General features: G+C 56.3%; 14 protein-coding genes. 5 read left to right on the top strand and 9 right to left on the bottom strand.

Annotated elements, in window-relative coordinates; all coding sequences use genetic code 11:
- Nucleotides 1-74 precede the first annotated feature (74 nt).
- Both IPM59_05085 and IPM59_05080 read left to right on the top strand, forming a co-directional pair.
- Nucleotides 75-1,277 (top strand): PilT/PilU family type 4a pilus ATPase, encoded by a 1,203-nt coding sequence (locus IPM59_05085; protein MBK9214962.1) that lies wholly within the window; start codon nucleotides 75-77, stop codon nucleotides 1,275-1,277.
- Nucleotides 1,278-1,287: 10 nt separating this feature from the next.
- Nucleotides 1,288-2,016: a zinc-ribbon domain-containing protein gene (locus IPM59_05080; GenBank protein MBK9214961.1), complete on the top strand. Its 729-nt coding sequence runs from the start codon at nucleotides 1,288-1,290 to the stop codon at nucleotides 2,014-2,016.
- Here the strand turns inward: IPM59_05080 and holA are convergent.
- The 8 genes from holA to argH all read right to left on the bottom strand — a co-directional run bounded on the left by holA (nucleotide 2,013) and on the right by argH (nucleotide 9,505).
- Nucleotides 2,013-3,050, bottom strand: coding sequence for a DNA polymerase III subunit delta (gene holA / locus IPM59_05075; protein MBK9214960.1), 1,038 nt, complete (start codon nucleotides 3,048-3,050; stop codon nucleotides 2,013-2,015). The two genes, IPM59_05080 and holA, sit on opposite strands and share 4 nt — an antisense overlap.
- On the bottom strand, nucleotides 3,050-3,601 hold the full coding sequence (locus tag IPM59_05070) for an LptE family protein (GenBank protein ID MBK9214959.1): 552 nt from the start codon (nucleotides 3,599-3,601) through the stop codon (nucleotides 3,050-3,052). Before IPM59_05070 ends, holA begins: the two co-directional genes overlap by 1 nt.
- Nucleotides 3,598-3,789: a hypothetical protein gene (locus IPM59_05065; protein ID MBK9214958.1), complete on the bottom strand. Its 192-nt coding sequence runs from the start codon at nucleotides 3,787-3,789 to the stop codon at nucleotides 3,598-3,600. The genes IPM59_05070 and IPM59_05065 overlap by 4 nt, the downstream gene beginning before the upstream one ends.
- Nucleotides 3,779-4,636, bottom strand: coding sequence for a dihydropteroate synthase (gene folP, locus IPM59_05060; GenBank protein ID MBK9214957.1), 858 nt, complete (start codon nucleotides 4,634-4,636; stop codon nucleotides 3,779-3,781). The genes IPM59_05065 and folP overlap by 11 nt, the downstream gene beginning before the upstream one ends.
- A gap of 60 nt (nucleotides 4,637-4,696) precedes the next feature.
- Nucleotides 4,697-6,577 carry an ATP-dependent zinc metalloprotease FtsH gene (gene ftsH, locus IPM59_05055; GenBank protein MBK9214956.1) on the bottom strand — a complete coding sequence of 627 codons (1,881 nt, stop codon included), beginning with the start codon at nucleotides 6,575-6,577 and terminating at the stop codon, nucleotides 4,697-4,699.
- A gap of 133 nt (nucleotides 6,578-6,710) precedes the next feature.
- A complete protein-coding gene (gene tilS / locus IPM59_05050) occupies nucleotides 6,711-7,700 on the bottom strand; it encodes a tRNA lysidine(34) synthetase TilS (protein MBK9214955.1) in 990 nt (329 codons plus the stop codon).
- Nucleotides 7,697-8,119, bottom strand: a complete 423-nt coding sequence (locus IPM59_05045; protein ID MBK9214954.1) for a PaaI family thioesterase — start codon at nucleotides 8,117-8,119, stop codon at nucleotides 7,697-7,699. Before IPM59_05045 ends, tilS begins: the two co-directional genes overlap by 4 nt.
- On the bottom strand, nucleotides 8,120-9,505 hold the full coding sequence (gene argH, locus IPM59_05040; GenBank protein MBK9214953.1) for an argininosuccinate lyase: 1,386 nt from the start codon (nucleotides 9,503-9,505) through the stop codon (nucleotides 8,120-8,122).
- Between the two features lie 39 nt (nucleotides 9,506-9,544).
- Between argH and IPM59_05035 the strand changes: the two genes are divergently transcribed.
- From IPM59_05035 to IPM59_05025, 3 genes are read left to right on the top strand one after another with little or no spacing between them, the layout of a single operon-like run.
- On the top strand, nucleotides 9,545-10,744 hold the full coding sequence (locus tag IPM59_05035) for an argininosuccinate synthase (GenBank protein ID MBK9214952.1): 1,200 nt from the start codon (nucleotides 9,545-9,547) through the stop codon (nucleotides 10,742-10,744).
- Between the two features lie 40 nt (nucleotides 10,745-10,784).
- A complete protein-coding gene (locus IPM59_05030; protein MBK9214951.1) occupies nucleotides 10,785-11,063 on the top strand; it encodes a type II toxin-antitoxin system RelE/ParE family toxin in 279 nt (92 codons plus the stop codon).
- Nucleotides 11,063-11,356, top strand: coding sequence for a HigA family addiction module antidote protein (locus IPM59_05025; protein MBK9214950.1), 294 nt, complete (start codon nucleotides 11,063-11,065; stop codon nucleotides 11,354-11,356). Before IPM59_05030 ends, IPM59_05025 begins: the two co-directional genes overlap by 1 nt.
- A gap of 480 nt (nucleotides 11,357-11,836) precedes the next feature.
- Here IPM59_05025 and IPM59_05020 read toward each other — a convergent pair whose 3' ends face one another.
- Nucleotides 11,837-13,108: a DUF1501 domain-containing protein gene (locus tag IPM59_05020; GenBank protein ID MBK9214949.1), complete on the bottom strand. Its 1,272-nt coding sequence runs from the start codon at nucleotides 13,106-13,108 to the stop codon at nucleotides 11,837-11,839.
- Between the last annotated feature and the right edge of the window lie 41 nt (nucleotides 13,109-13,149).

The following is a 13,149-nucleotide window of genomic DNA, read 5'->3' as shown; positions in this document are numbered from 1 at the left end:
TAATTGATTGAAGGGCTGTTTCTGCCCACCCTGCCTCATTTTCGCATTCCTTTGCGGGAGAAGAAATCACACACATGAGTCTGCTTGATGTTGCGCCCATTATTGAGCATATGCTGCTCACGTCAGAGAACGTGAGCGACCTCAATTTCTCGGCAAATCAAAAGCCGCAGGTCGAGATCAACGGCGTACTGTATCCGACGTCGCCGCTCGGCTTGGGCAAGCTTACAGCTTTCCAGACCGAGATGATCGCGATGTCGCTGATCCGCGATAATCCGGACGCGGCCAATCAGCTCGTCAAATATCGGACGGCGGACCTGAGCTACGCCCTGCCGGGCAAGTGCCGTTTTCGCGTGAATATCTTTCAGCAGCGGAATTCATATTCGGTGGTCATGCGCGTCATTCCGCATGAGATACCGAGTTTTGAAGCCCTCAGGCTCCCGCCGCAGCTTGCCGAGATCGCCGATATTCGCAATGGCGTGGTGCTGCTGACAGGGCCGACCGGTTCGGGAAAGAGCTCAACGCTCGCGGCGATCATCGACCGGATCAATGAGACCAAGGCGTATCACATCGTCACGATCGAGGACCCGATCGAGTTCCTGCACGGCCACAAGAAAAGCACTATCAATCAACGTGAGGTAGGGGCAGACACAAAGGATTTTGCGTCGGCGCTGCGTGCGGCGCTTCGCCAGGCGCCAAAAGTGATCCTCGTGGGCGAAATGCGTGACCTGGAGACGGCCGAGATCGCATTGGAGGCGGCCGAGACAGGCCACCTCGTGCTCTCGACGCTTCATACGATCGACGCGTCAAAGACCATCGACCGCATCATCGGCCTGTATCCGAAGAACGAAGAGAGAGTGATCAGAACGCGATTGGCACAAACATTTCGCTATATCGTATCGCAAAGGCTTATCCCGACGGCCGATGGCCGCGGCCGTATAGCGGCGGTCGAGATACTAAGGTCAAATCCGCGAACGCGCGAATATATCGAGAAGGGCGAGCAGGAAGGTAAGACGCTGCTCGATGCTATACGCGACGGCGAGATGGACGGCATGCAGGATTTCGATTCGGTTATCCGCGACATGATCGAGAAAGGCCTGATAACGATGGACGACGGCCTGTCATTCGCCACGAACCAGAACAACCTTCTGCTTCAGCTAAAGGGCCTTGCATCGACCGAGGACTATGTCAAATCCGGCTCAGGCAGGCCGCTGCCCAAGCCGGCTGTCCCGCCTCCGCCGCCGCCGGACCCTGACTCGGTACTCAACATGATCGAATAAACACACGACTATGATCATTCGCTGCGACAATTGTTCCGTTTCACTGCAACTGGACGAATCAAAGATACCGACGGGCACCTTCTCTGTTCGCTGCCCGCGATGCCAAAATCTGCTGCGTGTCCAGAAGGATGCGTCAGGCAAGGCTCCGTCAACGGTCGATCAACTGACGGCCAATAAGCCCGCCGAAGCCTCGAGCGACAGTCCCGCAGATTTTGCACAAAAAGAATCGGAGCAGCAGGTGAATTCCGCCTTGCGCTCATTGCTCTCGGCACTCCAGACCGATAAGGCCACTGCCGTCGATGACGAAGATGACGAAAAGCCGCGGCGCATCTTGCTTTGCCTCGGCGAAAAAGCCGACGAGACGGCACGGCTATTGGCAAAGTCCGGCTACAAGGTCTATGTCGCGCAGACGCCGGCACAGGCAAATGAACGCTTGCGCGAGGGCAAGACCGAACTCCTGATGTTCTCACCGGATTTCGCCGCCGACATGGGCGGCGCGGCTGTCATTCAGCAGAAGGCAAATGCGATGTACTCGTCCGAGCGGCGACGCCTGTTTCTGATCTCGCTCGAGGACGAAGGAACGACCATGAACGCCCACGACGCATTCCTGCGAAATCTGAACCTGATCGTGAATACCAATGACGTGCAGCAGCTGCCGCTCATTCTCAATCGTTCGCTGGGCGACTATAACGATCTCTACAATTACTTCAACAAGGCCTCAAATCTGGCGCCTGTCTAGCCGGCGGCCAGTTCGCAGGCGAGCATCTCGATCTGCATGCGGGCGCCTTTCGGGCCCGTGCCGCCGATCGATGTCTTGATGGCGAGGTCCGTCTCGGCAAGTCGCTGCAGGGCGTGGCGAATACTCGCGACGTCGGAGCGTCGGGCGGCGGCAAAGAACGATTCCTGATCGTTGTAACGCATTTTCACCGCATTAGCGACCTCACGTCGGTCAGCGCCGCGCTGCATCATGTCCTTTACCGACAGCAATGTGCGGTATTTGAATGCCATCGCGCCGATCAGCGCTACAGGCTCCGCGCCGTCGTCGAGCGTCTTTTTGAGAAGGGCCAGCCCTCGCTGCGGCCGCCCGGCGATGATCTCGTTGACGAAATCAAAATTGTCGATCGCACTCGAATCAGGGACGAGCCCGGCGATCAGATCCTTGGTTATCTGCCCTGACGGCATCGCGGCGGCGGCGAGTTTATCGATCTCATTCGCGAGACGCGCAACGTTGTCACCGACCCGCAACAACAAGAGTTGAAACGCCGCCGGATCGATCGAGGCTCCGGTGTCAGCCAGGTGCTTGCGGGCCCACTCGGCCAGCGCGGGCCCCGTAGGCGGGGCAAACTCGACCGATGCCGTCTGCTTCTCGAGGAGCTTTCCCATCTTGCGAGACCTGTTAAATTCGTCCGCGATGAAGACAATGACCGTTGTCGGCTCAGGCGAACTAAGATAGTCGGTCAGTACCGGCTCATCGGCCTCGGTTATGGTGTCGCGAAATCCGGTCTGCGAGATCCGAACGTCAGTGATGCGGATGACCCGGCGAGCAGCCATCATCGGCAACTGACGGGCCGATGTAAGCGCTGCCTTAAGGTTCCCTTCTGTGTTCAGGCTGAATGTTGTCTCGTTAAAATCCCGAAAGTCGCCCTCGCCAAACGCGCGTTCGACGATCGTCTTGGCGGCAATGCCGCGAAGGTATGCTTCACGACCATACAAGAGATATACAGGCGCGAAATCACCGCGTCGAAGTTGTTCCCTGAGAGCGCTGACGTCCACTATTTTTTCTCTTCCTTGACGCCGATGCCATTTATGAAGGCTGAGACGGCGGATTCGGCAAATGCGTGGGACATGCGTTCGACGGCAGGGTCCTCTTCATTAAAGAATGACCGCGGGTCCGAAGTAAACTCGAACGAATCGCGGAACACAAAGTTCTGGTTGTCGTAGAGGATCTTGTTCTCGCGAATGTCGCGGATAGTGACGGCCGTTACGACGGTTACCTCATAGACGCGAGCTCGGCCCTCGCTGTCGAGCAGAACGCCCGAGAAACTAAAATCGCGGATCGTCCCCTCGAGCACTGCATCAGCACCGATGCGAGAGGCCGTTACCTTAAGCCCGTTGCCCCGACGGATGATCTCGCGCATAACGGCATCGGTAAATCGTGATTCGACACGGTAGCGGAGGCCTTGCGTCTCAAACTGAAACGCCGGGACGGCGATGGTCCGGATGTGGCGCGGCAGTCCTGATCTCGTCACCGGCTTGTAGCAATCGGTAAACCCTGAGACCGAAAGGACACTCGCAATGCAGACAGATATGAGCCAGTATCTCATTGCGGCCTTCTGAACAGTTTTCGTCCCAGCCAAACGAAGAGCAGCCCACCGAGAAATGCGGCGATGACCCCCATTAGGACAAAACTCCAATCGGTCGGCGGTACCTCTTTTGGCGGCGGGATATCGGCAAGAACGGTTATCGAGAAGATCGCAAGCAGCAAACTGACAAGTAGAGATCTAACTTTCATTGTGGTTACCTCCGGTTTCGATCGCCTTGAATACTCGCAACGCAGTCACAGTCTCCTTAACATCGTGGACACGAACAATTTTTGCCCCTCGCCCAACAGCCGCCAAGGCGGCGGCTATGCTACCGCCAAGTCGTTCGCCTGGAATTCCGTCGCCAAGGATCTTGCCGATGAACGACTTTCTGGATACTCCGGCCAGCATCGGATAGGCTGCGAATTCGCCTATCAGTCTATCAAGGTTTGAGAGCAATTCTAAACTTTGCTCGAATGTCTTCCCAAAACCGATGCCGGGATCGAGCGCGATCTGTTCGTCGGCAACACCCATTTCCTTGGCCTTTACGATAGATCCCGCCAAACGGTCCTTGGCATGGGCCATGATGTCCCCCACGGGCGGTGAGGAATGCATTGTCTCGAATGTGCCGCGCGAGTGCATGAGAACGAGGCCGGCACCGGTTTGAGCTGCAATTTCGGCCAGGTTCACATCCCAACGGAGGCCCGAAATATCGTTGATGATCTCGGCGCCGCCGTCGAGAGCAGCCCGAGCGACGAGATGTTTCGTCGTGTCGATGGAAACCGGCGTTTCAAATCGGGCCGTTATCGCGTTAATTACGGGTAAAGTTCGTTCAAGTTCCGTGTCAGCATCTACGCGAATGCTGCCGGGACGCGTTGATTCTCCGCCGATATCGATGATATCGGCACCGTCCTCGATCATTCGCTCGGCGCGCCTCAAGGCATCGTCTGGCAAAAAATACCTTCCACCGTCCGAAAAACTGTCCGGCGTGACATTGAGGATGCCCATCACGAGCGGGCGCGACAGGTCGAGAGTTCGGCGTGCGGTTTTCCAGTGCATAAATAATTGGCCCTATAGGTCATATACGACCTATAGGACCAATTAGCAACCTTGAGACCGCTATGCGGTCGCCGGATTGTTGCCGGGAAGCGGCAGTATCGGATTGTTGAACGACCCCTCCGATTCCTCTGATTGCGGCGATCCCTCATCGTTGGTATTCGCTGACGTCGTGCCCTCGAGCGGCAGGCCGGCGACCACGCGACGGATCTGCACCGAATCAAGCGTCTCGTATTCGAGCAATGCCTCGGCGAGGCGGATGAGCACGTCCTTGTTGTCCTTTAGGATCTTCTCGGCACGTTTGTATTGCGTCGAAACGATCTTTTGGACCTCGGCGTCGATCTTGATCGCGGTGTCCTCAGAGTAATCACGATGCTGTGCGATCTCGCGGCCGAGAAAGATCTGCTCTTCCTTCTTGCCGAATGTAAGCGGCCCAAGGTCGGACATGCCATATTCGCACACCATCGAACGGGCGACCTCGGTCGCTTTTTCAATGTCGTTTGCCGCACCTGTCGTGATGCTGCCGATGAACATGTCCTCGGCAATACGGCCGCCCATCGCCATTGCGATCTGGCCGAGCAAATACTCTTTTGAAGCCGAGAGTCGATCCTTTTCGGGCAGGTACATCGTCACGCCAAGTGCCATGCCGCGCGGGATGATCGTGACCTTGTGCACAGGATCGATGTTCGGGACCTTAAGTCCGACGAGCGTGTGCCCGGCCTCGTGATAGGCGGTGATGCGCTTCTCTTCGTCCGAGATAACCATCGATTTGCGCTCGGCACCCATCATCACCTTGTCCTTGGCGATCTCAAAATCGGCCATGGTAACGACTTTTTTGTTGTAGCGAGCGGCGTTCAATGCGGCCTCGTTGACGATATTCGCGAGGTCGGCACCCGTAAATCCGGGAGTGCCGCGGGCGATCACACTGACATCAACGCCCTCATCAAGCGGTATCTTTCGCGTATGAACTTTCAGAATGCCCTCGCGGCCGCGAACGTCAGGCCGTCCGACGACAACGCGCCGGTCAAAACGACCAGGACGCAGAAGGGCCGGATCGAGCACGTCAGGCCTGTTGGTCGATGCCATCAGAATGACGCCGTCATTCGATTCAAAACCGTCCATCTCGACGAGAAGCTGGTTGAGAGTCTGTTCACGCTCGTCATGCCCGCCGCCGAGGCCTGCGCCGCGGTGACGGCCGACAGCGTCAATCTCGTCAACAAAGATAATGCACGGAGCGTTCTTCTTGCCCTGCTCAAACAGATCGCGGACGCGGCTGGCCCCTACGCCGACGAACATCTCAACAAAATCCGAACCTGATATCGAGAAGAACGGCACATTCGCCTCACCGGCGACTGCCTTCGCGAGCAAGGTCTTCCCTGTTCCCGGCGGGCCGACCATCAGGACGCCCTTTGGTATCTTGCCGCCGAGTTTCTGAAATTTCTGCGGGTCCTTGAGGAATTCGATTATTTCCTGCAGCTCTTCCTTAGCTTCATCAACGCCTGCCACATCCTTAAAAGTGACGCGTTTCTGCTGGTTATTGAGCAATTTCGCCTTGGATTTGCCAAAGCTCAACGCCTTGTTGCCGCCGGCCTGCATTTGCCTGAGCGTAAATGCCAAGAAGCCCATCAGCAGGATGAACGGAAGAGCATTGACTAGAACAAGCCAGCCGAGGCCGCTTGACGGCGGTTCGAGCTTGATGACCGTATCGGTTTCCTTTGCCGCAGCGTAGATCTGGTCCCGTGTAGAATCGCTGGCGTCGAGGCGGACTGAGAACTTTGCGTCGCTGCGGTTGGTCAACTCGAGCGAATCCTGCTTTATGACAGCCTCTTTGATGTCCTTATTCTTGATCTGAGTGAGCGCGGCATCAAAGGACAATTCCTTTGGCGGCGTTGTCTGCTTGGTCTGGAGATACCAGACAAAGACGAGCGCGCTCGAGATTATCATCAACCAAAGTAGGACCTGTTTCGCTTTAGAACTCAAAATTCAAATGCCTCCGAAGCAGCTTTCATTGGATGAAAGTTGCCGTCCGGGCGTTGTTCCTGTCGTGGCGTGCCCGGCAACGCGCCAATATTCGATTTTACGGGGCTGATTGTCGTTTTTCAACCTTATTCTGCTCATATCGCAGCCGCCCGCCCGACTTTACGACGCTGCCTCCCGGAACCTGTGCTACGCGGCCGCTTTTGGCGCTAGTAACCAAACGCTCTATTGCCTGGATATGTTTCAGCCCGAGGGAACGCGTATTTCCGCGATGGAGCTTGAACCAATCGCGGATCGTCGCATAAAGCGTCGATTGCGGCAGCGAGCGGAGGTCGGCGAGCTTGAGTTCGCGGGTCGTTTCGGAGTTCAGTGTTTTTTCCGGCGGAGCCGAGCCTTGCATCAGGCCGGCCGTATTGGCGAGTGTCTCAATGATGGCCGGGTTCATGTCCTCGAGCAGCGGGAGCAGGATCTTGCGAATCCGCACCCGCTTGAACGCGGTGTCTTCGTTCATAGTGTCGCAACAATATTCGACAGCGAGATCGCGGCAGAAACGCTCGGTATTCTCGCGTTTTGCCCACGTCAATAGCGGCCGGATGAGCAATAGCGACGGATCCGCGAGGTGTCGGATCGGACGGATACCGGCGAGGCCGTCGGGGCCGCTGCCGCGGATGAGATTCATCAGGAATGTCTCGGCTTGGTCATTGATCGTGTGAGCGGTCAGCACGGCAAACGCGCCGACGGCCTCGGCGGTGCGTTTGAGAAACTCGTATCGAGCGATCCGGGCGTTCTGCTCCACATTTCCACCAATATTGACCTCGGCGTGGCCGACAGCCAACTCGATACGACGCTCGGTCGTGAGCCGCCTGACATAGGCCTCGTCGCCATCACTCTCGTCTCCACGGAGCTTGTGATTGAAGTGAGCGGCAATGATCCGGTTGCCAAGTTTTCCCGCCTTTACCAACTCGTGCATCGCCAGCAGCAAACTCACAGAATCGGCCCCGCCGGAGACGCCGAGAACGAACGTCTCGCCCTCGGTCGGCAGTTCGAGCCGACGCCATTCGGTAATAAAGTTGCGAAGAAATTGGTTCACGATGGCCGGTATGCTACCCGTTTTTGCAGCAGCAATGTGATGCGGGATGTGCAGACGAGTTTACCGCGATCATTCGTGATATCGATTGCCCAAACGCTCATCGTCTTTCCCTGATGGACCGGTTTGCCCTCAATGGTTATGCACCCTTTGCTTACGGCCCGCAGGTGATTTGCGTTTATCTCAATGCCTACGGGCGTGACCTTTGTCAGGTCGGCTCCCGCCACGACGCCGATCGAGGCGGCCGTCTCAGCGAGAAAAAGCGAGATGCCGCCATTCATGATGCCGAGGTATTGATGGACCTTTGGCGTCACCTCCATCGTCAGCACAACCCGATCTGCTTCGGCCACGTCGATCTTAACCCCGAGAAACCGCAGCAATTCGTTGTCCGCAATATCCTTAAGAAGTTTCGTCTTGTCCATTTAAGTGCCGAGATACTCTCGTGCCGCACGAAGAGCCTCCGCGACACGTTCGGGCGACGTACCGCCGATCGAAGCCTTTGACGCGAGCGACGCGCTGATATCGAGGGCCTCCTTGACTTCGTCATCGACTTCAGATGCAAACTCGCGAAGCTCATCGACCGAAAGCTCATGCAACTCTTTACCCTCGTCGATGGCATACAAGACGGCCCGGCCGACGGCCTCGTGGGCCGTGCGGAAGGCGACACCCTTACGCACGAGATAGTCGGCCATGTCCGTGGCGTTAAGATAACCGCGAGTCGCAGCATCCATCGTCGCTCCCTCATTGACGACGATATTCTCAACAACGATCGCCGCGGCACGCAGGCTGATCTTGACGGTATCGACGGTGTCAAAAAGAGCCTCTTTGTCCTCCTGCAGATCCTTGTTGTAGGCCAGCGGCAAACCTTTGAGCATCGTGAGCAGCGATAGGTTATGGCCAAAAACGCGGCCCGACTTTCCTCGAAGCAACTCAAGTGCGTCGGGATTCTTCTTCTGCGGCATCAGGCTCGAGCCCGACGACACAGCATCATTCAAGGTCACAAATCCAAACTCCGCCGATGCGTAAACAATAAGGTCCTCGGCCATTCGCGACAGATGCACCGTTGTCAGCGAGCACGCCGCCGAAAACTCGACCGCAAAATCACGATCCGAGACGGCGTCAAGGCTATTTGCCGATACGCCGTCAAATCCCAATTCGGCCGCGACAGCGTCACGGTTGATCGGAAAACCGGTTCCGGCAAGGGCTCCTGAACCGAGCGGCATCACGTTAACTCGTGCAAAAACTTCGCCTAGCCGCTCGCGGTCGCGTTTCAGCATCTCAAAATACGCCAGACACCAATGGGCAAATAGTATCGGCTGTGCCCGCTGAAGGTGCGTGTAGCCCGGCATAACAGCATCGCGATAGCCCTCGGCGATGTCAACCAGGGCTGCCTGCAGGTCACCGATCAGCCCCGCGATGTTCTCGATCTCATCACGCAGCCAGAGCCGTAGGGCCGTCGCGACCTGATCGTTGCGGCTGCGCCCCGTGTGAAGCTTTCGGCCCGTCTCACCTATAGCCTCGATCAGTTTCGCCTCTATGAATGCGTGAACGTCCTCAGCCCCCGAAGCGAAGAAATCGGACCTGTTCTCCGCGTCGATCAACAGTTGGGTCAATCCGCCGACGATCGTGTCTGATTCACTGCGCGGGATCACACCCGAACGGCCCAGTTCATTCGCGTGTGCGATACTCGCCCGCACGTCGGCCGCAAACAGCCGCCGGTCAAACCGGAACGAATCATTGAACTCGGCAAAGGTTTCGTGCGGGGCATCACTAAATCGTCCGCCCCACAGCCGTGCATCTTTGGTCATCGATCTCTCCGTGCGGGTATAATTGTAGCCGATTTACCGATGACCAAGAACATAAACAAAATCGTCCTCGCCTACTCCGGCGGCCTTGACACGTCGGCGATGTTGTTATGGCTTAAGGAGACCTACAATTGCGAGGTCATCTGCTATTGCGCCGACGTCGGCCAAGGCGACGAGCTGAGCGGCCTGGAAGAAAAAGCTCTCGCTACCGGTGCCTCAAGGCTCTACGTCGAGGACCTGCGCGACGAGTTTGTCAGCGATTTCGTATGGACCGCCGTCAAGGCAAATGCCGTTTACGAGGGTGTTTATCTGCTCGGAACATCGCTCGCACGGCCCGTGATCGCCAAGCGTCAGATCGAGATCGCCCGACGCGAGGGAGCCGATGCAGTGGCTCACGGAGCAACGGGAAAAGGCAACGATCAGGTGCGCTTTGAGTTGACCTATTACGCATTGCAGCCCGACATTACGGTCGTCGCGCCGTGGCGGCATTGGGATTTTACCGGGCGATCAGACCTGATCGCGTATTGTGAAAAGCACGGAATTTCGGTCACTGCTACCACTGAGAAACCATACTCGATGGACCGCAATTTGATGCACGTCTCCTATGAAGGCGGTATTCTCGAAGACCCGTGGACAGCACCGCCCGACGATGTTTTTCTGATGACTAGATCGCTGCAGGATGCCGACGATGATCCTGCAGAAGTAGTGATCTCGTTCGAGAAAGGTGAGCCCGTCGCTATCGATGGCGTCGCTCACGGCCCGGTCGATCTGCTGTCGCATCTCAACTATCTCGGCGGCGAACACGGCATCGGCCGCGTCGATCTGGTCGAGAACCGCTTTGTCGGGATGAAGTCGCGCGGCGTTTACGAGACGCCCGGTGTCACCATCCTGATGGCCGCGCATCGCGCGCTCGAATCCATCACAATGGATCGCGAGATAATGCGGCTCAGAGACTCGCTCTCGACCAAGTTTGCCGAGTCGGTCTATTACGGATTCTGGTTCGCGCCGGAATCGGAGATCATGCGAGGGCTGATCGACCAAACACAGGAGAACGTCACCGGCGACATCCGCCTAAAACTCTACAAGGGCAACACCGTCGTCACTGGCCGCCGCTCACCCAATTCGCTCTACCGCGAACGGATCGCCACATTCGAGGACGACGCTGGTGCTTACGACCAGCACGACGCAGAAGGGTTTATCAAGCTGCAGGCACTGCGGCTAAGGTTGCGAAACATAGAATAACGGTTGTTGCGTGTTGTGCAACACGCTATAATGATTCAGGATGATCAAGTCGTTTCGTCACAAGGGACTAAAGAAGTTCTTTGAAACGGGCACCCGGGCGGGAATTCAACCACCCCACGCGAAACGGCTGAGAATGCAATTGGCAGCCCTGGATACCGCCCAGAGCATCGAAGATATGGACATCCCGGGTTTCCGCCTTCATTCTCTGAAAGGCAGCGAACAACGTCGATGGTCGATCTGGGTAAATGGAAACTGGCGGATCACATTCGAATTTATTGACGGACATGCATATGTCCTGGATTACGAGGATTATCACTAATGGCTATGCACAACCCACCACATCCCGGCGAATTTATTTCTGAGGTCTATCTCAAGCCCAATGACATCAGCGGTCGTGAACTCGCCGCCACGTTGGGCGTAGCGGCCTCAACATTGAATCGCATCCTAAACGGCCTAAGCGGAATTAGTCCTGAGATGGCCTTGCGGCTATCTAAGGCTCTCGGCCGTTCTCCAGAGAGTTGGCTCGCGATGCAATCGAACTATGACCTCTGGCACGCGAGACGCTCCGTGAAGCTCGGAAGAATCGGAAAACTCGAGTTGAATGCGGTCTAGGAAAGAATCTGACGGCGCCGGGGCCTGATGCAGAAGGTATAGTGGGGCTACCGACGCTGAGGAGAATGGAATAAGACAAGGTTAATTCAATAGCCGGTGCCTATTTATTTATGATGTTCTAAACTAAATACTTGCCATCTATTTGTTCTTCTGTTACTTTAGTATCAGAGTCGATGGAGGCAGATCATTATGATTAAACGTCACGAAGAACAGTTGTGGTCACGTCTTGACCAGTTGTTTGCAAACGGAACATGCTTCATAAGCTGGGGAGAGTTGTATCACTGGTATAATGTTGAAAGAATTGCTAAAACACCTTGGCGCGATATTAAGGCTCGATGGGAGCAGCTACTTGAAGAAAGAAATCAGAGATACTCCGATCCGCAGATAGCCCAGGTGCCAGGTGGAGTTTCGTTTTTCTTTTCTCGTACACCAGGACACCTTAGTAAGATGGCCGCCTAATTTTTCGCTGCGCAATCAACCTCACGAAAGAAAGCCGCGAAACTTCTCCTTCGTCGGCGAGTAATTCGGAAAGATCTTTCCGAGGTCGTCAGCTCCCATATGCTTGTATGCGGCCTCGGCGAAGACGTCGCGGAAGTCGGTCGTGACGTCGAGGTCGCGGCCTTCGTAGAGTTTGTCGCTTTTGAGGCCGCGAAAGTCGCCGTAGACGCTACCGCCCTTGACCGAATTCCCAAGCACGAACATCGCATTCGCATGGCCGTGGTCGGTGCCGCGCGAACCGTTCTCACGTGCTGTTCGGCCGAATTCGCTCATTGTGATAAGCACGACATCGTCCATTCGCTTGCCGAGGTCGGTCGAGAATGCCGCGATCGCAGTCGAAAAATCACGCAGGAGATTCGCTAGCTGTCCGGCCGACGGATTCTGCAGATTGCCCTGGTTCGAATGCGTGTCCCAGCCGCCGGTCTCGGCAAAGGCGACCTCTAAGCCGACGCCGGCCTTGATGAGTTGCGCGATCTGCCTGAGCGAACGGCCAAGCTCGGTCTGCGGATAGACGGCGCCGTTCTCGGGTTTGTATTGCGATGGGTTGGCCTGTTTCAGGTAGTTGACCGCCTCGAAGGTTTCCTTGCCCGTTTCGCCGAGCGTATCTTTTGCATTCTGATGATAAAGCCCTTCGAATCCGCCCTTTAGGTCATGAGTATAAAGCCCGGCCTTGATCGAAAAATCCGAGAGGTTCGTCATCGCGACCGACGACGCCCTGCCATACAGCGAGCGCGGCAGCGCTTGGGTAATCGAGACGGCACGGAATGGCGATGCGTCTTTCGCTTCGGTCGATTGCAGCACGCGGTTGAGCCAGCCGTCCTTTGTGCCCTTGTAGCCGGGCGTGCCCGATTCCATATAGTCCTGGGCGTCAAAGTGCGAACGCGTATTGTCGGGCGAACCCGCAGCGTTGATGATCGCAAGCCGTTTGTCTTTCCACAACTGTTCGAACGGCTTCATTGACGGATGCAGGCCAAAGTGGCCGTCGAGGTCGATCGCACCGCCGTTAACACCGGGCTTTTTGATCGCGATCGTGCGGCGCCGGTTGTAATATTCGCTGTCGCCATGAGGCACCACCATATTCAGCCCGTCCACGGCGCCGCGTTGAAAGATCGTGACCAGCACCTTCTTTTTTCCGTAGCCTTTCACCGCCGTCTGCGCCGCCGCAAACTGATGCAGAAACTTCGGCGCAGCCGCCATCAAGCCAAAGCTCGCCAATCCTATGCCGCTCTGTCTAATAAAATATCGTCTGTCCATAGTTCCGCCGGCATATAAACCGTACTGAAGTATTAGATGCA

The organism is Chloracidobacterium sp., assembly GCA_016715795.1.
Classification (GTDB): Bacteria; Acidobacteriota; Blastocatellia; order Pyrinomonadales; family Pyrinomonadaceae; genus OLB17.
Note: the sequence above shows the minus strand (reverse complement) of the source record. Positions and strands in the feature narration are given on the sequence as shown.

Coding starts and splice junctions, on each gene's coding strand:
- IPM59_05085 (MBK9214962.1), top strand. CDS start 75: ATGAGTCTGCTTGATGTTGCGCCCATTATTGAGCATATGCTGCTCACG.
- IPM59_05080 (MBK9214961.1), top strand. CDS start 1,288: ATGATCATTCGCTGCGACAATTGTTCCGTTTCACTGCAACTGGACGAA.
- IPM59_05070 (MBK9214959.1), bottom strand. CDS start 3,601: ATGAGATACTGGCTCATATCTGTCTGCATTGCGAGTGTCCTTTCGGTC.
- IPM59_05065 (MBK9214958.1), bottom strand. CDS start 3,789: ATGAAAGTTAGATCTCTACTTGTCAGTTTGCTGCTTGCGATCTTCTCG.
- folP (MBK9214957.1), bottom strand. CDS start 4,636: ATGCACTGGAAAACCGCACGCCGAACTCTCGACCTGTCGCGCCCGCTC.
- ftsH (MBK9214956.1), bottom strand. CDS start 6,577: ATGATAATCTCGAGCGCGCTCGTCTTTGTCTGGTATCTCCAGACCAAG.
- IPM59_05045 (MBK9214954.1), bottom strand. CDS start 8,119: ATGGACAAGACGAAACTTCTTAAGGATATTGCGGACAACGAATTGCTG.
- argH (MBK9214953.1), bottom strand. CDS start 9,505: ATGACCAAAGATGCACGGCTGTGGGGCGGACGATTTAGTGATGCCCCG.
- IPM59_05035 (MBK9214952.1), top strand. CDS start 9,545: ATGACCAAGAACATAAACAAAATCGTCCTCGCCTACTCCGGCGGCCTT.
- IPM59_05030 (MBK9214951.1), top strand. CDS start 10,785: ATGATCAAGTCGTTTCGTCACAAGGGACTAAAGAAGTTCTTTGAAACG.
- IPM59_05025 (MBK9214950.1), top strand. CDS start 11,063: ATGGCTATGCACAACCCACCACATCCCGGCGAATTTATTTCTGAGGTC.
- IPM59_05020 (MBK9214949.1), bottom strand. CDS start 13,108: ATGGACAGACGATATTTTATTAGACAGAGCGGCATAGGATTGGCGAGC.